The sequence below is a fragment of the Hymenobacter nivis genome, assembly GCF_003149515.1.
GTDB lineage: Bacteria > Bacteroidota > Bacteroidia > Cytophagales > Hymenobacteraceae > Hymenobacter > Hymenobacter nivis.
The window spans coordinates 4,520,902-4,541,751 of sequence record NZ_CP029145.1 but is presented as its reverse complement, the minus strand read 5'-3'; the positions used below and the strand labels follow the sequence as shown (position 1 = coordinate 4,541,751).

Sequence of the window (20,850 nt, the reverse complement as noted above, 5' to 3'; positions counted from 1 at the left end):
GCGCCATAAAATTATACCGCCGGCGCGAGTGTCCTATTTTGGCCAACGAATAAAAGTATATTTGCCGCCGATGGGTAGGAGGACGACGAAGATACTACTGCTGTTTGGGCTCTGGGCCGCGCTGGCGCTGGGCGCGTGTAGCCGCAAGCTAAATTACCGCGACGGCCGCTACCACTCGGCCCGCGATATGGTGCGCCTCAAGCATGGCAGCCGGGCCCCCGCCCGCCCGGCCTTCAAAACCAAGGACAAGTACAGACCCGCCGGCGGGGCCACCACCAAAACCGTGGCCAAGCGCCCGTTTCGCGCGGGCAGCGCTACCGGCACACTAGCCACCGTCATCGACGCGGCCCGCGCCTACCAGGGCACGCCGTACCTGTTCGGGGGCACCACGCGGCTGGGGCTCGATTGCTCGGGCCTGTTGCAGCTGGCGTTTGGCGAGGCGGGCGTGGCCATTCCGCGCTCATCCAACGAGCAGGCCGTGTGGGGAGCCCCCGTGGCGGCCCCCGACCTGCGCCCCGGCGACCTGATATTTTTTGGGGCCTCGCCCGGCAGCCGTACCATCACCCACGTGGGCATGGTAACGGTGGTCGACGCCGACGGCGTGGACTTTATTCACGCCTCCAGCTCGCTGGGCGTGGTCGAAAACAGCTTCGAGTCTGACTACTATTTGAGCCGGTTTATCCGCGCCGTGCGGCCGCATTTGTAACGCATTTGCTGAGCCGGTTCCTGGCAATGGGTTGCGTAGAAAGCAGAATCAAATACTTGTTTACCAATTAGTAACAATATGGTAATATTATGCCTTACGAGGCTAATTCTACCTTTGTGTTCGGAACGGCTCTTTTGTTTCACCCACTTTTTTCTATGAAAAATTTAATTCTACGCCATTTTTTATCCTTAACGCTTACGCTGTTAGCTGTTCAGATCGGCTGGGGGCAGGGCACCACTACCGCGGCCATGAACGGGGTAATCTCGGACAAGACCGGGATGGGCCTGCCGGGGGCCACGGTTATCGCCGTGCACACCCCCACCAACACCCAGTACGTGGTGCCGACCAACTCCGATGGTCGCTTCAACCTCCAGAACATGCGCGTGGGGGGGCCCTACACTGTGAAAGTGAGCTTCGTGGGCTACCGCGACGTGCAGCGCAACGGCTTGTTCCTGAGCCTGGGCCAGAACCTGCGCTTCGACGTGAAGCTGGACGACGCCTCCACCGAGCTAACCGAGGTGACCGTGAGCGGCCGCCGCGACCCGGTGATGAACGCGGACCACACCGGGGCACAAACCACCGTGCAGCGCGAAGCCATTGAGCGCTTGCCCACCATCAACCGCTCTTTTGACGACTTCACCCGCCTTACGCCCCAGGCCAACGGCCAGAGCTTCGGTGGCCGCAACAGCGCTTACAACAACATTACCATCGACGGGGCCATCTTCAACAACTCGTTCGGTTTGCAGTCGACCGTGGGCGGCCAGGCCAACGCCCAGCCTATCTCGCTCGACGCCATCGACCAGATCCAGGTGAGCATAGCGCCTTATGACGTGCGCCAGGGCTCGTTCACCGGCGCCGGCATCAACGCCGTGACGCGCAGCGGGACGAACAAGTTCAGCGGCTCGGTCTACACGTTTTACCGCAACCAGAGCTACGTGGGCAACAAGGTGGGCAACTTCACGCAGGACTACCCCAACTTCAACCTCAAAAACTACGGCTTCCGCATCGGGGGCCCTATTATTAAGGATAAGCTCTTCTTCTTTCTGAACGGCGAGCAGGAAGACCGTATTGACCCGCCCACGGGCAACTTTATTGCCAACCGCGACGGCGTGGCCGCACCGGGCGGCAACTCCACCACCTCGGCGGCGGCGGCCAGCGACCTGGATATTCTCAGCAAATTCCTGACGAGTAACTACGGCTACAACCCGGGGCCCTACGAGAACTACAACCTGCGCTCGTTCAGCCGCAAGGCCACGGCCAAAATCGACTGGAACATCAACGCGAACAACCGCTTCAGCATCAAGTACAATTACCTGAAGTCGTACCGCGACGTTACGCCGAGCGGTTCGGGGGCCCTGGGGCCAGGCAACATCGGCCGTTCACAATCGCAGTTTGGCCTGCCGTTCTTCTCGTCGTACTACACCATTAATAATAACCTGAACTCGATAATTGCCGAGTTAAACAGCACGCTCGGCGGCGGCAAGTATTCGAACAACCTGACCGCGGGATACTCCGCCTTCCGCGACTCCCGCGAAAGCCCCGCCGGCGGCACTTTCCCGTTGGTTGACATTGGCTCGGCCACGGGCCGGACGGCGGCGGGCGGCGGCATAAATGCGGCCAACAGCTTGACCTCGTTTGGCTACGAGCCGTTTTCGGCCTTCAATGTGCTGAATTCAGACGTGTACCAGGTGGGCGACAATTTCACGGCGTTCCTGGGCAAGCACAACGTGACGGTGGGCACCTACAACGAGTTGTACAAGTTTACTAACGGCTTCTCCCCCAACTACTACGGCAACTATTCTTTTAACGGGCTCGACGATTTTTACGCCGCCGCCCGCACCACCGCTGCGCCGCTGGGCTACACTCGCGACGCCAACGGCAACCCCGTCGCCAACACCACCGGGGCCCTGGCGTATCCGCAGCGCTACCAGCTCTCGTACTCGGCCCTGCCGGACGGCTCCTTCCCTTTCGCCGTCACCAAGGCCGCGCAGTTTGGCCTTTATGTGCAGGACGAATGGAGCCCGATGAGCAACCTGAAGGTGACGGTGGGCCTGCGCGGCGATTTGCCGGTCATCTTCTCGGACATCTCCCGCAACGAAAACGCGGCCAACCTCACCTTCCGCGACGGGGTGAAAATCGAAACCAACAAGCTGCCCGACCGTAAGCCGCTCTTCTCACCGCGCATCGGCGTCAACTGGGACGTTAACGACGACCGCAAAACCCAGCTGCGCGGCGGCACGGGCATCTTCACCGGCCGCATTCCGTTCGTGTGGCTCTCCAACCAGGCCGGCAACAACGGCGTGCAGTTTGGCTCGTTCTCGCGCACCGGCGCCGCTGCATCAGCGGCCGGCAACTACTTCAGCCCCGACGTCAACGCCTACCGCCCCAGCGGCGCAGCTGCCAACACGCAGTACAACCTAGCCGTCACGGCCAATGACTTTAAGTTTCCGCAGGTTTGGCGGACCAACCTGGCCGTTGACCAAGACTTGGGCGGCGGGGTAATTGCTACGTTCGAAGCCTTGTACACCAAGGATGTCAACGCCGTTTACTTCCAGAACGTGAACTTACCCCAGGCTTCTGGCCGGGCTAGCGGGGCCGACAACCGCCCTATCTTCTACACATTTGGCGCGGTAAATACTACGGGCAACAACGCGGGCCTTTACACTACGGCACCCGTCGGCACCGGAGCAAACGCCCAACCCAGCCTGATTACCAACAACCGCATCTACAACGGCCAAGGGGGCGTATCGGCATCAAATCCCGTCATTACCGATGCCATCCTGATGAAAAACACTAACTTAGGCTACTCGTACTCCGTGACCGGGCAGTTGCAGAAGTCGTTCAGCAACGGGCTATATGCCAGCGCAGCTTACACCTACACCGACGCCCGCTCGGTGAACGACGGCGGCACCATCGCCCAAACGAACTGGCGCGACCGTTCAGTATCAGGCGACCCGAACGCCAACGTCCTGAGCTACTCGCAGTTCCTGCAGCAGCACCGCGTCATCGGATCGTTGTCGTACCGGCGCGAATACGTTGGCCACCTGGGCACAACGCTCTCGATGTTCTACGAAGGCGCAGCTGCGGGCCGCTTCTCCTACACGTACGCTGGCGACATGAACGGCGACGGCTCGGGCGGCTCGGGCAACGACCTGATGTACATTCCCCGCAACCAAAACGAGATTGCCCTGCGCGACCTCAACCTCACGGCCGCCCAGGGCGGCGGCGTGTACTCGTCTGCTCAGCAGTGGACCGACCTCGACAAGTTCATCAACCAGGACGATTACCTCAGCAAGCACCGCGGCGAGTACGCCGAGCGCAACGGGGCCGTGCGCCCTTGGCAGAACCGGCTTGATGTGCGCCTGCTGCAAGACATCTTCACCAACATTGGCACCAACCGCAATACGCTTCAACTGAGCGTCGACGTTTTCAACATCGGCAACCTGCTCAACAGCAACTGGGGCACTTTCCGCACCGCTAACGTCACCAACCCCCTCACATTCATTGGCTACGACCAGCAGGGCCGCCCGAATTTCAATTTTCCCTATCTCACCAACCCGGTCAGAAACGCTGACAATTCGGTAAGCCCCGCTACTTCGCTCACCAACAGCTTCCGGAGCGACACCGGCGGCATTGGCTCGCGTTGGCAGGCCCAGGTAGGCGTACGCTACTTGTTCAACTAGAAGTACAGTAAATCTAGAAGTACAGTAAATCGCAGCTTTTAAAAAGAGCAGGAATTTTTCCTGCTCTTTTTTTATGTCCCTTTCCCTCTACTTGATGGACAACGACTTAACGCTATACCACCCTAAATATGTAAAATATAACTATTTTTATGTAAAACTACGGATTCACGACCCCGTAAAGCCTAAAAGCTGTTTAGGAATTCTGGAAATTCAAAATTGAACGTCAGATGAGCATGACGGTCTAACGACTTCATAAACAGCTTCCTAATTTTATAAATATTTATAAATAATGAAAAAACCAAGCTCCGCATTGGCAATTATGAAGGGCCAGCTTACGGGCGCCGTGTACCTTTGCACCTACGTTGGCACTATGCTTTTTTAACTCTTTCTTCATTTTATGAGAAATCTACCTCTACGCCACTTTTTGCTAATGGCGGTTTTGCTGCTCACGGCCCACTTGGGTTGGGGGCAGGGCGCCACCACGGCATCGATTAACGGAGCCGTTACCGACTCGAAGGGCGAGTCTTTGCCCGGCGCCACCATCATCGCCGTGCACACGCCCACCAACACCCAGTACGTGGCCCCGACCAATTCTGATGGCCGGTACAACATTCAAAACATGCGCGTGGGGGGCCCCTACACCGTCCGGGTTAGTTTCGTGGGCTACCGCGACGTCACCCGCGACGGCATCGTGCTGACCCTGGGCCAAAACCTGCGTCTGGACATTAAGCTCGACGACGCCACCACTTCCCTGAACGAGGTGACCGTGGTCGGCCGCCGCGACCCGGTTATCAATTCGGGCCGCACGGGCGCCGAGACCAGCGTGAGCCGCGAGCAAATCAGCAACCTGCCCACCATCAACCGCTCGCTCAACGACTTCACCCGCCTCACGCCGCAGGCCGGCGGTGGCGGCAGCAGCTCGTTTGGTGGCTCCAACAACCGCTACAACAACATCACCATCGACGGGGCCGTGAACAACGACGTGTTCGGCTTGGCTGGCTCCGGCACCCCCGGCGGGCAGGCCAACACCAACCCCATTGCCCTCGACGCCATCGACCAGATTCAGGTCGTGCTGGCGCCCTACGACGTCACCCTAGGCTCGTTCACCGGCGCCGGCATCAACGCCGTGACGCGCTCGGGCTCCAATAACTTCTCGGCTTCGATTTACGGCTTTGGCCGCAACCAGAACTCGACGGGCCTGAGTGTGACGGAGCCGCGCACCAAAGCGGGTGATTTTTATAACTACCAGACGGGCTTCCGCGTGGGCGGCGCCATTGTGAAGGACAAGGTGTTTTTCTTCCTGAATGCCGAACTCCAGCGCGTGAACACCCCCGTGAGCTTCTTGCCCGGGGCCCCGGAGTCGCGCATTGCCGTGGCCGACGTGCAGCGCATTGCCGCCGCGGCCAACACCGACCGCTACGGCCGCTACGACGTGGGCAGCTACGGCGATTTGGTTCGCAACACGCAGAGCAACAAGATTTTTGGCCGCCTGGACTTCAACCTTTCGGAAAACAACACGCTGACGCTGCGCCACAACTTCGTTAAAGCGTTTGACGACAACATCACCCGGACGGGCAACAACTTGCGCTTCGGCAACAATGCCTACCGCATCAGCAACATCACCAACAGCACGGTGGCCGAATTGAATTCGCGCTTCAGCGGCGGGCTCTCCAATAAGCTCATCCTGACGTACACCGCCATCCGCGACTCGCGCGACGTGCTGGGGGCCGCCGGTCCCGCTTATCAGATCCAGGACAGCGGCAACACCTACAACCTGGGCCAGGAGCGCAGCTCGGTAGCCAACCAGCTCGACCAGGACATCGTGGAAATCACGGACAACCTGACCAAGGCGTTCGGCAAGCATACCATCACGCTCGGCACCCACAACGAAGGCTTCAAGTTCCGCAACCTGTTCATCAATAACGGCGCGGGCTACTACACCTTCTCGTCGATTGACAACTTTGAGAACGGTCGCGCCACCCGCATCCAAGCCAGCTACCCCACGGCCAACAACGGCGAAGCCAAGTTCAAGGCGGCGCAGCTGGGCGCTTACCTCCAGGACGAGTATAGCCCCGCCGAAAACGTGCGCCTGACCCTGGGTATGCGCATCGACGTGCCTGTATTCTTCGACAAGCCCGGCTACAACGCCGGCGTGACCGAAGGCACCACCTTCAATGGCACCGCCTACCCCGGCTTCGGCAGCCAGTACAAAACCAGCAACACCCCCACCGGCCAGGTACTGTACTCGCCGCGCGTTGGCTTCAACTGGGACGTGAACAACGACAGTAAAGTGCAGCTGCGTGGCGGTACCGGCATTTTCTCGGGCCGCGTGCCGTTCGTGTGGCTGTCGAATAGCTACACCAACAACGGCCTGATTCAGGGCGGGGTGGACCAAACCGCTACCGGCACCGGTGCCAACATCCAGTACCTGCCGGTGTACACGGCTACCGGCGACATTGCCACCAAATTCAGCTCGGTGCCCACCAGCCAGATCAACCTGGTTAGCAACAACTTCAAGCTGCCCCAGGTGTGGCGCTCCAACCTGGCCGTGGACTTCCGCCTGCCCGGCGACATTGTGGCTACCGTGGAAGGCCTCTACACCAAGACCCTCAACGACATCTACTACAAAGACCTGAACCTGACGGCCCCGGTAGGCCGCCTGGCGGGCCCCGACCAGCGCCCCGTGTACGCGGCTACCCCGGCGCTGCGCCGCATCAATCAGAGCTTCACCAACGTGTACTTGCTCGACAACACCAGCAAAGGCTACCGCTACAACGCGACGGTGCAGTTGCAGAAGCAGTTTGCCAGCGGCCTGAACACGATGGTGGCCTACACCTACGGCGTGTCGAAAGAAATCAACAGCGGCTCAAGCAGCACGGCTTCTTCGAACTACGGCTTTAACCAGATTATCAGCGACCCGAATAACCCGGAGCTGGGCTACTCGCGCAACGACCAGCGCCACCGCGTCATTGCGTCGTCGGGCTACACCTTCCGCTACGCCAACAACCACATGGCGACGAAAATCTCGCTGTTCTACGAAGGTTTGTCGGGCCAGCCCATCACCTACATCTACGGCCAGAACACGGACCTGAACCGCGACGGCAACCCCAGCAACGACCTGTTCTACATCCCAACCAACGTGCGCGACGCCAGCCAGATTGTGCTGGTAAAGAGCGGCACTACGGACACCCGCAGCGTGGCTACCATCCAGAACCAGCTGGATGCGTTCATTGAAAATGACCCATACCTGCGCACCCACCGCGGCGAGTACGCTGAGCGTTTTGCCGCCCGCTTGCCGTGGACGCACGAAATAGACATGCGCATTGCACAAGACTTTTCCTTGGCCAACAAAAACGTGCTGGAAATCTCCTTCGACGTGTTCAACGTGGGCAACCTGCTAAACAACAACTGGGGCCGCCAGTTCTTGGTGAACAACAGCGCCGTAGAGCTATTGAAGGTAGAATCGACGAACGCCGGGGCCCAACCGACCTTCTCGTTCCCTACCAGCTACGCCAACACCGGCCGGGCATACGACTTCTCGCCTTTCCTCTCGCGCTGGCAGGGCCAGTTGGGCGTGCGCTACTCGTTCAACTAAGCCTTTTGGCCTACGTGGCCTTGAAAAGTGGGCGGAACTTCGGTTCCGCCCACTTTTTTTCTGGCTGATTAGTTGGGCGTTGACTTTGGCTGGATAAAAAAAGCGCTGGGGGCCCTTGCCTATGTGCGCCGGGGCCTTACTTTTGCAGGACCAAATCGCAATAGGCGCCGCGGCAACCTACAAAACGGGGGATTAGCTCAGTTGGCTAGAGCGCTTGCATGGCATGCAAGAGGTCATCGGTTCGACTCCGATATTCTCCACTTTATTAAAAGCCCGGTTCGCTTGCGTACCGGGCTTTTGTGTTTTCGGGGCCCGCCCGAATGCTGTTGCCAGCGGGCATAATCCTGCACCGGGGCCCGGCACAGAAAGTCCCGCCAGCTTGTTATATACCCGGCTGCCCATTGCGGCCCGCTCCTATTTCCTCGCTTATGGCTACTCTGCAATTCAAAACCACCATCAACTGCGCCAACTGCGTGCGCGCCATCACCCCCGCCCTCAACGGCGAGCCCGCCATCCAGGCTTGGCAGGTCGACACAACCAATCCTGACAAGCTGCTTACCGTGCACACCACGCTAGGGGCCCCACAGGTAGAGGCTTTGGTGAAGGAAGCCGGCTTCGAAGCGCAGGCGGTTTAAGCCAGTTTGCTCTCTGTTTAAATCTCCCAAAAACGTGCTTCGGCACGTTTTTGCTTTTACGGGGCCGTGGGCAGCTGGCCAGCCCGGCAGGCGAGGCGGAAGCTGTGAAAATCTTCGCGTACCTCCGCCTTAGCTGCCGTGGCGAAGTGCAACACGCCGGGCAGCCAGTCAGAGGCAGCCTGGCCAAAAGCCATCAGCTCGTCGGGGCCCGCGGCTCCCTGGTGGGCGGCTGCCCGCAGGTGGGCCCAGGCCAGCAAGCACCCAAACGTGGGCACAGCGGCCCGGAAAGAGGCGACACCGTGGGTAAAATTCGTAAAATTCAACTTATCAGCTACTGGCTGCAACTCCCGCAGCACGTACGGCTGCTCCGCCAGTACCAGGGGCTGGAGCAGGGCGGGCGGCACGGCTTGCAGCCGGACCTGGACGGCTACCACGCGCATGGCTTCGGTGGCCCAGGTGGGTTGGGGCACGGGGCAATACGCCGCCGGCGCGGTGGCGGGGGCCTCCTTCAAATCCAGGAGCCGGGGCAGCTTGCCGGGGTGTAGCGACTCGGCCAGCACGGCGTAGCGCCGCACGCCCAGGCTGCCTACCCCTGCGATGCGCCCGGCCACGTCGAGCAGCGGGCCACAGGGCGGGTGGCTTTGGGCCTGCCGCCATGCCTCCAACGACTCGAGTACGGCTTGGTGCTCAATTAGGGGCAGGGGCCGCAGGTTGGGGGCCTTGGCGGACAGCAGGTGCCAGCCGCCCCGCCGGCGGGCGCGGTTCGCCAGCAGCTCCCGCTGCCGGCGTTGTGCTACTGCTTTAAGCAGCTGCCGCACTACGCCGCGGGCCGTGGCCCGTTCCAACTGGTAGGGCTTGCCCGTGGCCAGGGCCGAGGCGTAGGCCGCCAGCAGGTCTTGGGCCAGGGCCTGGCGCTCGGCGGGGGGCAAGCCGAAGCGGGCGGCGGCCAGCAGCACGCTCACGGCCAGGCGGCCCACATCCCAGAGCACGGGGCCCAGCACGGCCTCGTCAAAATCGTTGACGTCGAAATACACCAGCCCGTTATCGCCCCGAAAACTGCCGAAGTTCTCCACGTGGGAATCGCCGCACAGCCAGGCCACCGGGCTGGCCCCCAGCAGCGGCTCGGCCCGGAGAACCGGGCATAGTAGAGCGGCGCGCTACCGCGAAAAAAGGCCAGCGCGTCGGCCTGCATCCGGTGGTAGCGCAGGGCCAATAGCTCGGGCACGCGCCCGGCGTCGTGGCGGTGGATGAACTCGGCAACGGATTCGGTCATGGCACAGCAAGGGAAATGGACTGTAAGCTACCGGCTGTACTTGGCGGCCACATGAAGACGGACTCACCAGGGCTTCATTGGATGACCGCTACGTTTGAATATCATTTCCTGTGCTTGGTTAAACAAGATTTTTTAATTTCCCCATGCGCTTTCTTCTTTTTACCCTCTTGCTGGTTGGCCCCGTACTGGGCCGCGCGCAACAACTGCCCGCCGCCCCGGCTATGCCCAGCATACCCAGTACGCCGGCCCAGGCCACCCAGGCTGCAGCGGCAGCCGGCACGGCCGCGACAGCAGCCAAAACTAAAATGGCCACCGCCTACAAAGCAGCCGCCCCCGAGCAGCGGGCCGAGCGCATGAGCCAGCAGATTGGTAAGCAGCTTGGGTTGGACGCGGCTACCATCACCAGGGTGAAAGAAGCTGCTCTCGTGCGGGCCCAGAAAATCGACGCCATCCAAACCGGCACCGACTCCAATAAGACTAAAAACACCGCGCTTCAGGCCAACGCCACTGACTTTAAGACGGCCCTCAAAGGCATCCTCACAGCCGGGCAATTTGCCAAGTACACCACCCACGGCGCTAAAATGACGGCCGAGTGAGGTTTTTATCATTCGCCCATTGCTGCACCGAGTACCAACAAAAAAGCCCTGCCGAAGCGGGGCTTTTTTGTTGGTACTCGGTGCAGCAATAGGCCCTACACGTACAGGCCGTCAACCGACAGGTATCGCTCGCCGGTATCGTAGCAGAAGGTGAGGATGCGGCTACCCTGAGGCACATCGGGCAGCTTTTTGGCGATGGCCGCCAGGCTGCCACCCGACGAGATGCCGCATAGCAAGCCCTCCTCACGGGCGGCGCGGCGGGTCATTTCGTAGGCTTCGGCCTGCGTGATTTGGATGGCGCCATCCAGGATGGCGGTGTGCAGGTTTTCGGGGATGAAGCCCGCGCCAATGCCCTGAATGGGGTGAGGCCCTGGGGCCCCGCCACTGATGACGGGCGACGTCTCGGGCTCAACGGCGAAGGTTTTCATATTTGGGAACAGCGGCTTGAGGGCCTCTGCGACGCCCGTGATGTGGCCGCCGGTACCTACGCCAGTAATATAGAAGTCGAAACCCTCGGGCATATCGTGCAGGATTTCCTGGGCTGTAGCTTCGGCGTGGATGCGCACGTTGGCGGGGTTATCGAATTGCATGGGCATCCAGGCGCCGGGCGTGGCGGCCACGATTTCGTGGGCCTTTTCGATGGCGCCCTTCATGCCTTTTTCGCGAGGCGTCAGCTCCAGGCCAGCGCCATAGGCGGCCATCAGGCGGCGGCGCTCGATGCTCATGCTCTCGGGCATGACGAGCGTGATTTTATAGCCCTTCACGGCGGCTACCAGGGCCAGGCCCACGCCGGTGTTGCCAGAAGTGGGCTCCACGATGAGGCTGTCGGGAGTGAGGATGCCTTCTTTCTCGGCCTGCTCAATCATGGCCAGCGCGATGCGGTCCTTGATGGAGCCGCCGGGGTTGGCGCGCTCCAGCTTTACCCATACCTCCACGTCGGGGCGGGTGGCGGCAAACAGTTTGTTGAGGCGCACCAGCGGCGTATGGCCAATGGTTTCGAGGATGTTGTTGGCTTTCATTAGGGGAACAATTGTTGGAACTTAATTTATTAGTAGCTGTGTTTCGAAGCTTAATTTTTCACTTGGCGAAACCTTGCGCCAAGATATTTCGCGCAAGGGTTTCGCCAAGTGAAAATTAAGCTTCGCCGATTAATCGTCAAACGCTTAAATCGAAAACATCAGTTCGTTGGCGGGGTCTTCGGTGCGGGAGATGTGGATTTGAGCGCGGTGGTACACGCGCGAGTGAGAGGGTACGCTTTCGGTGAGCCACACGTTGCCGCCGATGATGCTGCGCGTGCCCACCACCGTGCTGCCCCCCAGAATGGTGGCGCCAGCGTAAATCACCACCTGGTCCTCGATGGTGGGGTGGCGCTTGTGGCCCTGCAAGCCCTTCGTGACGCTGAGGGCCCCCAGCGTCACACCCTGGTAAATCTGCACGTTGGCGCCAATTTCAGCCGTTTCGCCGATGACAATGCCCGTGCCGTGGTCGATGCAGAACGCCGGGCCGATGCGGGCCCCGGGGTGAATGTCAATGCCCGTGCGCTGGTGGGCGTGCTCGGCCAGCAGGCGCGGCAGGCGCGGCAGCCCGCGCTGGTGCAGGGCGTGGGCCAGCCGGTGCAGGGCCGTGGCGTAAAAGCCGGGGTAGGTGCTGATGACCTCGGCGCGGTCCTGGGCGGCGGGGTCGCTGGCGAGGATAGCGGTAGCGTCGCGCAGCAGAGTTTCGCGCAGCAGCGGCAGCTGGGCCGCAAACTCTTCGGCCAGCGTGGCCGCCGGCGCGGGCAGGCCCGGCACGGCGGCCAGCAGGGCCCCCAGCTCGGCCCGGAAGCGGTGCAGCTCGGCGGCTACGGCATCGGCGCTGGTCAGGGGGCGCTCGGCCCGCTCGGGGAAGAGCAGGGCCAGCAGGTCGTCGGCCAAGGCGCAAAACGCGGCCCCGGGCAGGGCATCGGGCACAGCCGCGTGGGCCTGGGCAAGGTAGGCGGCAAAACCAGCGGAAGTAGTGGTCACGGCGAGCAAGGAAAATAAAACAAACAGGCAAGATCAACCGGGTTCAACCCCGCCGACTGCGGAAGGTTTGCGGCCGGCCGGGCAACCGCTGCCCGGTGCGGGCCGTTAACCTGTTCGTTACCCATAGCTTTTTCTTTCCTCTTTCAACCCTCTCAAATGTCCGATACCACCATCACCAAAGTCGACTCGCGCCACTCGCCCAAGGGCCCCGAGGGCGAAAAATTCCTGGCTTCCGGCAAGCACGTATCCATGCGCCTGTGGGAAAACGAGCAGCCCGGCGAGCCCAAGGCCCCCAGCGCCGCCGCCTACGAAACCGTGGGCTATGTGCTCAGCGGCAAGGCCGAGCTGCACCTGGCCGGCCAGGTCGTTGTGCTGGAGCAGGGCAACTCGTGGGTGGTGCCCCAGGGCGCCGAGCACACCTACAAAATCCTCGAAAGCTTCTCGGCTGTGGAGGCTACCTCGCCGCCCTCGCAAATGCACGGCGGGAAGTAATTAAAGCAATGTTGCCCGAATAAGCGCGGCCCCGGGGCCCTGGCAATGCAGCCGGGACCCCGGGGCCGCACTGCGTTGAACGGTTAGTTCGCGGACGCTGCATGCAGCCGCATTTTTCTTTACCGAACGCCCCGTACCTACCCTCTGCGGCGCGCTATGGTATGATATTCTGCGTTTTACTAATCCTTGCGCTGAGCAGTGCCGCCACCGCCGGGGCCCTCGCCCAGGTTCCGCCGGCCCGGCCCGATACCACGTTTTTCGACGCCGGCTGGCACCACTTGGGCCGGCCCAACGCCGTGTTTTTCGGCTGGGTCACGCCGCTCGATTCGGGCCGCTGCCGCATCCAGACCTACTACCTCACCGGCGAGCGGCAGTTTGACGCCACCGGCCGCCTGGGGCCCCCGGTGCAGCGCGACGGCCCCGCCACATTCTACTACCGCTCGGGCCAGGTACATTCCACCGGCCAGTACGCCCAGGGCAAGCAGACGGGCTCCTGGCAGTATTGGCAGGAAGACGGCACGCCAAAACTCACCCGCACCTACGTGCCCAGGCCCCCCACTCCCGACGGCAGCGTACCTCAATTCGTCGAGCAGATGCCGGTATTTGCCGGGGGTATGGCGGGCCTGGCGCGCTACCTGGCCACGCACGCGCACTACCCCTCCCCTATTGATAAAACCCAGCCGCGCCCGGCGGGCCGGGTGTTCGTGCAATTTGTGGTCGGGCCCACCGGCGACGTACTGCGTCCGGTGGTCATTAAAGGCTTCGACCCGGCCTGCGACGCCGAGGCCCTGCGCGTAGTGGCCAGCCTGCCCCGCTGGGAACCCGGCCGCCGCAACGGCGAGCCCGTGGAGGTGCGCTTCGTGGTGCCCCTCATCTTTCATCCGTAGCCGGCGGCCCCGGGGCCCTACGCGGTGGCCGGCGGCTGGGGCGGGTAAACGACCGGCTGCAACCGTTCGAGGAGATAGCTGAAGGCGGCCCCGTCCTGCCCGGGCAGGGTGTGGGCGCGCAGCACCACCGTGGTAGTACCGGCCTTAATGGCCACCACGTCCACCGTCGGGGCGGGGTCGGCCAGCACCCGCGGGCCGGCTTGCAGCACGGGCAGGGCGCGGGCGCGCAGGGCGGCCACGTCGGTGCTCGCATCCACGTCCACCTGAATTTCCACCAGCACGTGCCTGCCTGACGACTTATTGACAATCACGCCGTTGGAGGTGGAGCCGTTGGGCAGAATCACCGTGTCGCCGTGGGGCGTGAGCAGCAGCGTGTTGAAGATCTGGATGGCCTGCACCACGCCGCTTTTGCCCTGGGCCTCAATGGCGTCGCCCACCACAAACGGCTTGAACACCAGGATAAGCACCCCGCCCGCAAAGTTGGCCAGTGTGCCTTGTAGGGCGAGGCCCACGGCCAGGCCCGCGGCCCCCAGAATGGCCACGAACGACGTCGTTTGCAGCCCCACCATACCCGCTACGCTAATGAGCAGCAGCACTTTGAGGGCAATACTGAACATGCTGGTGAGGAACGAGCGCAGCGACACGTCGAGACGCTCGGCAGCCACTGCTACCAAGCGGCTGGCCCAGCCAATTACCCACCAGCCCAACACCAACACCAGTACGGCCACGGCCAGCCGGGGCAGGTACAGCACCACCAGCGATACCAGTTGCGCAGCGTAGCCGGCTAGCCGCTCAGCAGAAAAAGGATTGTTAACCAATAGCATAAACAACTTTATTCAGGGTAAAACGATGCGTTAAAATTATTTAGAAAGTCAAAAACAGGCCGTCATGCTGAGCTTGCCGAAGCATCTCTACCGCTGACTAGCTATTGATTACTGTTGCGGGAGAGATGCTTCGGCAAGCTCAGCATGACTGAGCGTTGCATTACTGAACAGCTTTATTATCTACGGGTTGGCCACCAACTCCACGGCCACGATTTTATCCCCGATTTCGAGGTGGTGCACCGCAGCCATCCCGCTGATTACCTGGGCAAAAATGGTGTAGCGACCGTCGAGGTGCGGGGTGGGCGTGTGGGTGATGAACCACTGGCAGCTCTCGGTGTCTTTGCCAGCCGAGGCCAGGCCCACGCTGCCCTCCTGGTAGCGCAGGTCGCCGAATTCGGAGCGCAGCGTGTAGTCGGTGCTGCCCGAGCCATCGCCGCGCGGGTCGCCGCCCTGGACCACGAAATCGGGCACCACGCGGTGGAAATATAGCCCATCGTAGAAGTGCCGCCGCACCAGCGCCACGAAGCTGGCCACTGAGCCAGGCGCGTCGTTCACCTTCAATTCCAGCACAACGTCGCCCTGGGTGGTGCTGATTTTCACGCGCTGGTTGGCCGGAATACTCTGCACCAGGCCCCAGTCGATGGGGTGCTGGCGGGCCTGGCCCACGGGGCTTGGCGTGGGCTGCGGGGCGCGGGTGAGCTTGTCGAGCGCCTGCTGCAAGCCCTGCCAGGCCTCAATGTCGCGCGGCAGTTGCAGCTTGGCCTGGGCCTGGCGCAGGGCCGCCAGGTCGGCGGGCGCGGCGGTGGGTACCAGCTGGGGGTCGGCTAGGGCTTCGGCGGCGGCGGCGAGCTGGGCCACGTCGCCGCCCGCCAGGGCCTGGCGCAGGGCCCCGGCGAAATCGTTTTGGCGGCTGGCCGGGAAATCGGCCTGGCGGCGGGCGGCTACCAGGGCCCCCAGCGCGTAGCCGCCCACCACCGGCGACTGCCCCGCGGCGAAGGCTTCGCGCTGCAAGAAGTCGAAGCTGCCCGCGTTTTCGCCCAGCGCTTGCAGCAAATAGCCTTTTTCGTACACCGAAGCAGCCGCGCCGTAGCGCTTCTCTACGGTGCCCGCAATGCTGGGGCGGCTGGCGGGGCTGGCCACCTTCAGGGCCGCGGCCAGCAGCGTGGCCCGCACCCGCCAGGCGTCGTGCCGGGTGGCTTCGGCGGCCAAAGCGTCGCCGGTTTCGCCCCGGGCGTGGGCCAGCAGCCACTCGGCCGCCGTGAGGGCCACTGGCTCGCGCCGGTCGCGCAGGGCCCCAAATACCGTGGTGCGGCTGGCGCCGTACGCGGCGGGGCCGTAGGGCAAGCCGCGCAGCGCCACCACGCGCACCCGGTAGTCGGCGTCGCGGGCGGCGGCGCGGCGCAGGGCCCCGGCAGCCGTGGGCAACGCAGCAGGAGTGGCTGCAACCGGGGCGCTAGCGGGACCCCCGGGGCTGGCCGGCGGCCCAGCCAGGCGGCCCAGCGCCGTGGCCGCCGCGGCGCGCACGGCGTAGTAGCGGTCTTGCGCCAGCAGGCGCAGCAGCGGGCTGCCGGCCAGCCGGGCCAGGTCGGCGTTGAGGGCCCGCGGGGCGCGGGCCAGGGCCGTAGCCGCGGCCAGGCGGGGCCCATCGTTCAGCTTAAAATCGTTGATCAGCAGCACCGTGCGCCGGATAGCCTCGGGCGAGCTGAGACCGCGCAGGGCGGCGCGGGCCAGGCCCCAGGCCTGGGCCCCGGCGCGGGCGGTATCGGTCAGCACGGGCACGCGCCACAGCTCGGGCAGCGAGTGGCGCGTCACGCAGCGGCCCAGCGCCTCGTGGGCGTAGCGGCGCACCAGCGGGTCGGGCTCTTGCAGCACGCGCACGCGCAGGCTGTCCACGGCCAGGCTGTCGCCGGTTTGGCCCAGGGCGTAGGCGGCGGCGCGGCGCACAGCGGGGTCGGCGTCGCGCAGGCTGGGCAGCAGGGCGGGCACGGCGGCGCGGGCCTGCACCGAGGCCAGGGCCAGGGCGGCCTCACGGCGGTAAGCGGGATTGGCGTTTTTTAGGAACGGCAGCAGCGCGGCGGTGTTGCGCTCGTCCTGGGCGGTGCCAATTTCGCGCAGCGTGGCATCGGCGTATTTGTTGGCAACCGGGGCCCCGGCGCTGGGCCGCGGGGTGCGGGCGCAGGCGGCCAGCAACAGCACGGCGGGCACCAGGCCCCAGCGGCGCGAAAGAAGTAACGTCATGCGAAACAAGGTATTAAACGCAAAATAAGTAATTTTAAGCAGCCATTCAGTTGTCAGTTACTCATGGTCCGTTGTTGGTCAGCGACTGACAACGGACAACAGCAACTGACAACTTATTCGCCCGGCACCGCCGCGGCCAGCCCAGTCAGGCAGGCGTCGAGGTTGGCGAACAGCACGGTGTTGCCGGCCTGCGCGTAGCCGGCCAGGGCCCCCGCGAAGCCCGGCAGCCCGCCCACAAAGGCGCGGATGTTTTCCGCCGTGATGGCGGCAAAATGGCGGCCGTAGCCCAGCTTTTCTACCTCAGCGGCGTTCAGCCACTGCTCAAACTGCGCCGGAATGGGCACCGAGCAAATGGGCTTGTGTAGGAACACGGCCTCCGAAATGAGCGAGAAGCCACCGTTGGTGATAATAGCGCGGCTGCTGGCCAAGTCGGCAATAAACCCGGCCTCGCTGAAGGCCTTGAGCTGCACATTGCCGTGGCTTTCCTCCTTATTAAAGCCGTACACGCGGAACTCCTGCCCAGGTAGCTGCTGGAGCAGAGCCACCAAATCGTGCTGCGTGGTGGCCGACTGGTACACCAGAATGTGGGGCCCCGTAGTGGACCGGGCGGCCAGGATTTCGGACCGAATAATGGGCGGCACCAGCGTAGTGCGCACCTTGCTCACCGGCGGCGTGAAGAACGTGGCCACAAAATAGTGCCGACTCCGGGGCACCTTCAGCCGCACAATGTTGCGGGCCAGCTGGTAGTTGCCGCGCTCCTTGGGCGGCACGGCCACGTCGAGCCGGGTACGGCTGATAATCTGCATGTTGTCGATACTAATTACCGGCAGCCCGTGGGCCTTGGCGTAGAAGTAGCTGAACGACTCGAAGTCGGACACCACCACATCGGGCCGGAAGCCGTGCAGCAGCTGCTGGTACTGCCGGAAGTTTTGCTGCAAGCTCGCCGGGGCCGTGCGCAGAATCAGAGCCGACGTGCGCGACTTGCTCACGGCCAATCCTTTGTAGGCCAGGTGAAAGCCCCGGATTTCGAGTACTCGCCCGGGAAACGCGGCGTTGAGCACCTGGAAGGCGCGGCTGCTGCTCACGGCCCGCACGTCGTGGCCCTGGGCCAGCAGGTGGCCAATCACAACTTTGCTGCGGGTGGCGTGGCCCAGGCCCTCGCCGGGCACGCCGTAGAGAATATTCATCAATCGCTGATTGTGCAGATTAACCGTGATTTCGCTGATTGCGAGTGCACGGCTTAGGGGATTTAAAGGGCAAATAACCGACATTACCGTAAGAGCAACGCTTATCTGCGTTCCCTGAAATCAGCGAAATCACGGTCAATCTGCCTAATCAGCGATTGATGGTTTGGCCCGGTTTTCGTTTTGCGGCTCCCGACCCCTTTTTTTTGCTGCATGAAAACCCGATTACCCCTCCCCTTCCGCCTGCTTTTTGGGGCCCTGGCCGGCTTGCTGGCCGCTTCGTGCTCGGCCCCGCGGGCCATTGTAGCCACGGGCAAGGTCACGCCCCAGGGCGAGTTCCGAGTGGCTTACAACCAAGGCTTTAACATTGCCTCCGCGCCCTTGTCCAAGGCCACATCGGCTCTAAAAGATGCCGCCAGCCAGGCGGTGGGCAAGGACACCGTGGGCTACGGCGGCTCGGTGAAAAACCTGCAAGCCGCCGCCCTGGCCTACATCCTCGACCCGGTGCAGCCCACCGCCGACCTCAGCATCCGCTACGGCATCGTGCCCCGCCTCGACGCGGGCTACAAATACGCCTTTGGTTCGCACGTATTCGATGCGCAGTACCAGTTCATGGGCCCCGTGGGCTCGGTCGAGAACCCTGGGCGCGGGGCCGCCAGCGGCACCACCTACGCCAGCATCGGGCTGCAATTTGCCACCCAGCGGGCCAAACTGCCCTCGCTGCCGTTCCTGTCCGACATCAACTCCCTGCTGAACCTGCGCGCCAGCCGCAACGACTTGCTTATCCCGATCATTTTCAGCCAGTCGTTCGGACCTGAGGAGGAAATCGGGGCCATCAGCTACGGCGTAGTGTACGCCCACAGCTGGGTAACCTACGGGTTCGCCCCAAGCAAAATCTACGGTTCCAACAACCAAATTATTAACGCTTTGCCCACCACCAGCCGTAACTTCTCGTCGTTCGGCGGATTTGTCAACCTTAAGCTTGGCTACCGCTACTTCTACGTTATCCCGGCCGTGTCCCTCTTCTACCAGAACTATGGCGACTACGCCCTGCTGAACGGGGCCAGCACCTCGCTCAGTGGTCTCACGGTGGTGCCTTCGCTGGGCTTCCAACTGCGCATTCCCACGGCGGCTAGCCGGCGCTAGGCTCGCCCAGCGGAACAATAAACCGGGGCCCGGCGCTTGTCTTAGCGCCGGGCCTTCTTATTTTTATCTTTCTGGCCCGCCGCGTTTTAATCTAATTCCCGCTCTATGGAAGCTCCCAACCCCGAATTCATGCGCGAAGCCATTCGCCTCTCCATCGAAAAAATGCAAGCTGGCTTTGGTGGGCCGTTTGGGGCCGTGGTGGTGAAGGACGGGCAAATTATTGCCCGCGGCTTCAACCAGGTCACCACGACCCACGACCCCACTTGCCACGCCGAAATTGACGCCATCCGCAAGGCCTGCCAGGCCCTGGGCACGTTTCAGCTCGACGGCTGCGACCTCTACACCAGCTGCGAGCCGTGCCCCATGTGCCTGGGCGCCATTTATTGGGCCCGGCCGGCGCGGGTGTTTTTCGGCAGCACCAAGGCCGACGCCGCCGCGATGGGCTTCGACGACCACTTCATCTACGATGAAATTGAGAAGCCCTTGGCCGAGCGCAGCATCCCGATGCAACCGCTGCTGCGCACCGAGGCCCTGGCCAGCTTCCGCGCCTGGGAAGCACACGTAAGCCGCACGCAGTACTAAAAGGACGTAGATAACCGCTGGCGCACCAATTGATAGCGCAGGCGGCCGCGCTCTATTGCCAACATGCTATCCGTTCCGCCTGGCGGAATGCCTAGCGCCTCGTATTGTGCGCGGAGCCGAAGGGTATCGCAGCTATACTCGGCAGCGAATTACCGCTGATTTTTCTCATATATATTGAAAATCAATGCGTCACCACCGTTAGGCCCTCCCAAAAATCTTCCAGTGCATAATATGCGCGAAGTGGCAAGCCTTTGACTTAGCCATTGGGCAAAAACTGCACCCGTAGTTGCCGGCCCAGCGATTCGGTGCCCACGTAAGAGCCGGTCACTGGTAGCCGGCTGATTACTTAGGCTCTCTCATCATTTAATAGCGCTGCATGGCCACGCCCGGGTTTTACCCGCGCTGGAAGCGGCGGTTGGCCGCGCCAAGCTGGCCGAGCAGGGCCGCTTGGTCGGCAGAAGGCAGGCTGGGTTTCATGGGTGGGGTGGGCAAGTCAGGAGCCGCGATAGGTACTGTAGCCGAAGGGGTTGAGCAGCAGCGGCACGTGGTAGTGCGCCTCGTCGGCCACGGCAAAGCAGATTTCTACCAACGAGTAGAAGTGGGCACGGCCGTGCTTAGTAAAGTATTCGGCGGTGGTCCAAAGTGGGGTGATACTCTATTTTCAGTTATTAACGCGTTCTAATGGGAACCACTTGAATGGAATCAGAAAAGCGGAAAACAGTGTGTCAAGAAGCAGAATTAAATGCTGGAATCACCCCGCTTTGGACCACCGCCAAGTATTCGAGGGTGAAGAATTTCAGCTTGTACACGCCCGGGGCCAGCACGGTAGCGGGGGGCAGCAAATCGGTCAGGCGGCCGTCGGCATCGGTGGTGCCGCGGGCCAGCTCGGGCCAATCGCTGCCGTCTTGGCCGAGCAGGGCAACGACTACATCGGCGGCTGGCTGGCCCCGGGTCGTATTGAGGATGTGGGCAGTTCTGGCTTATGAGATAGGTAGTTTTTCGAGGC

Annotated in this window: 17 protein-coding genes and 1 tRNA gene; 10 read left to right on the top strand and 8 right to left on the bottom strand. The window is 62.4% G+C overall.

Translation table 11 applies throughout. The features are described from left to right. Positions 1-70: 70 nt before the first annotated feature. The 5 genes from DDQ68_RS20220 (at position 71) to DDQ68_RS20200 (ending at position 8,619) form a co-directional block, all read left to right on the top strand. A complete protein-coding gene (locus tag DDQ68_RS20220) occupies positions 71-706 on the top strand; it encodes a C40 family peptidase (protein WP_245897131.1) in 636 nt (211 codons plus the stop codon). A gap of 248 nt (positions 707-954) precedes the next feature. Further along, positions 955-4,389 (top strand): TonB-dependent receptor, encoded by a 3,435-nt coding sequence (locus DDQ68_RS20215; RefSeq protein ID WP_245897130.1) that lies wholly within the window; start codon positions 955-957, stop codon positions 4,387-4,389. A 430-nt stretch (positions 4,390-4,819) separates the two neighbouring features. Then, the gene (locus DDQ68_RS20210) at positions 4,820-7,984 is read left to right on the top strand and encodes a TonB-dependent receptor (RefSeq protein ID WP_245897129.1); all 3,165 of its coding nucleotides are present in this window, start codon (positions 4,820-4,822) and stop codon (positions 7,982-7,984) included. A gap of 186 nt (positions 7,985-8,170) precedes the next feature. After that, positions 8,171-8,244 (top strand) — tRNA-Ala (locus DDQ68_RS20205). A 168-nt stretch (positions 8,245-8,412) separates the two neighbouring features. Beyond that, on the top strand, positions 8,413-8,619 hold the full coding sequence (locus DDQ68_RS20200; protein WP_109657914.1) for a heavy-metal-associated domain-containing protein: 207 nt from the start codon (positions 8,413-8,415) through the stop codon (positions 8,617-8,619). Between the two features lie 56 nt (positions 8,620-8,675). Here the strand turns inward: DDQ68_RS20200 and DDQ68_RS20195 are convergent, their stop codons facing one another. Then, positions 8,676-9,719 carry a DUF2252 family protein gene (locus tag DDQ68_RS20195; protein WP_281271049.1) on the bottom strand — a complete coding sequence of 348 codons (1,044 nt, stop codon included), beginning with the start codon at positions 9,717-9,719 and terminating at the stop codon, positions 8,676-8,678. Positions 9,720-10,035: 316 nt separating this feature from the next. Here DDQ68_RS20195 and DDQ68_RS20185 point away from each other — a divergent pair, with 316 nt between their 5' ends. After that, positions 10,036-10,488, top strand: a complete 453-nt coding sequence (locus tag DDQ68_RS20185) for a DUF4890 domain-containing protein (protein ID WP_109657912.1) — start codon at positions 10,036-10,038, stop codon at positions 10,486-10,488. A 95-nt stretch (positions 10,489-10,583) separates the two neighbouring features. On the opposite strand, the gene cysK is transcribed toward DDQ68_RS20185, so the two are convergent. Both cysK and DDQ68_RS20175 read right to left on the bottom strand, forming a co-directional pair. Continuing rightward, complete coding sequence (gene cysK / locus DDQ68_RS20180) at positions 10,584-11,507, bottom strand: cysteine synthase A (protein WP_109657911.1); 924 nt, start codon at positions 11,505-11,507, stop codon at positions 10,584-10,586. Between the two features lie 144 nt (positions 11,508-11,651). Beyond that, positions 11,652-12,491, bottom strand: a complete 840-nt coding sequence (locus tag DDQ68_RS20175) for a serine O-acetyltransferase (RefSeq protein ID WP_109658533.1) — start codon at positions 12,489-12,491, stop codon at positions 11,652-11,654. 156 nt (positions 12,492-12,647) lie between these two features. Here DDQ68_RS20175 and DDQ68_RS20170 point away from each other — a divergent pair, with 156 nt between their 5' ends. After that, positions 12,648-12,983, top strand: a complete 336-nt coding sequence (locus tag DDQ68_RS20170; protein WP_109657910.1) for a cupin domain-containing protein — start codon at positions 12,648-12,650, stop codon at positions 12,981-12,983. Between the two features lie 161 nt (positions 12,984-13,144). Then, positions 13,145-13,870, top strand: coding sequence for an energy transducer TonB (locus DDQ68_RS20165; RefSeq protein WP_162550280.1), 726 nt, complete (start codon positions 13,145-13,147; stop codon positions 13,868-13,870). Positions 13,871-13,887: 17 nt separating this feature from the next. Here DDQ68_RS20165 and DDQ68_RS20160 read toward each other — a convergent pair whose 3' ends face one another. The 3 genes from DDQ68_RS20160 to DDQ68_RS20150 form a co-directional block, all read right to left on the bottom strand. Continuing rightward, positions 13,888-14,694: a mechanosensitive ion channel family protein gene (locus DDQ68_RS20160; protein WP_109657908.1), complete on the bottom strand. Its 807-nt coding sequence runs from the start codon at positions 14,692-14,694 to the stop codon at positions 13,888-13,890. Positions 14,695-14,874: 180 nt separating this feature from the next. After that, positions 14,875-16,932 (bottom strand): peptidylprolyl isomerase, encoded by a 2,058-nt coding sequence (locus DDQ68_RS20155; RefSeq protein ID WP_109657907.1) that lies wholly within the window; start codon positions 16,930-16,932, stop codon positions 14,875-14,877. A gap of 113 nt (positions 16,933-17,045) precedes the next feature. Further along, a complete protein-coding gene (locus tag DDQ68_RS20150; protein ID WP_109657906.1) occupies positions 17,046-18,119 on the bottom strand; it encodes a glycosyltransferase family protein in 1,074 nt (357 codons plus the stop codon). 210 nt (positions 18,120-18,329) lie between these two features. Between DDQ68_RS20150 and DDQ68_RS20145 the strand changes: the two genes are divergently transcribed. Together DDQ68_RS20145 and DDQ68_RS20140 are read left to right on the top strand one after the other, a co-directional pair. Continuing rightward, on the top strand, positions 18,330-19,262 hold the full coding sequence (locus tag DDQ68_RS20145) for a hypothetical protein (protein WP_109657905.1): 933 nt from the start codon (positions 18,330-18,332) through the stop codon (positions 19,260-19,262). A 105-nt stretch (positions 19,263-19,367) separates the two neighbouring features. Then, positions 19,368-19,844, top strand: coding sequence for a nucleoside deaminase (locus tag DDQ68_RS20140; protein WP_109657904.1), 477 nt, complete (start codon positions 19,368-19,370; stop codon positions 19,842-19,844). Positions 19,845-20,337: 493 nt separating this feature from the next. On the opposite strand, the gene DDQ68_RS24090 is transcribed toward DDQ68_RS20140, so the two are convergent. Both DDQ68_RS24090 and DDQ68_RS24890 read right to left on the bottom strand, forming a co-directional pair. Then, positions 20,338-20,433: a hydroxyisourate hydrolase gene (locus DDQ68_RS24090; RefSeq protein WP_245897128.1), complete on the bottom strand. Its 96-nt coding sequence runs from the start codon at positions 20,431-20,433 to the stop codon at positions 20,338-20,340. 136 nt (positions 20,434-20,569) lie between these two features. Then, the gene (locus tag DDQ68_RS24890; protein WP_369076541.1) at positions 20,570-20,761 is read right to left on the bottom strand and encodes a hydroxyisourate hydrolase; all 192 of its coding nucleotides are present in this window, start codon (positions 20,759-20,761) and stop codon (positions 20,570-20,572) included. Positions 20,762-20,850: the final 89 nt, after the last annotated feature.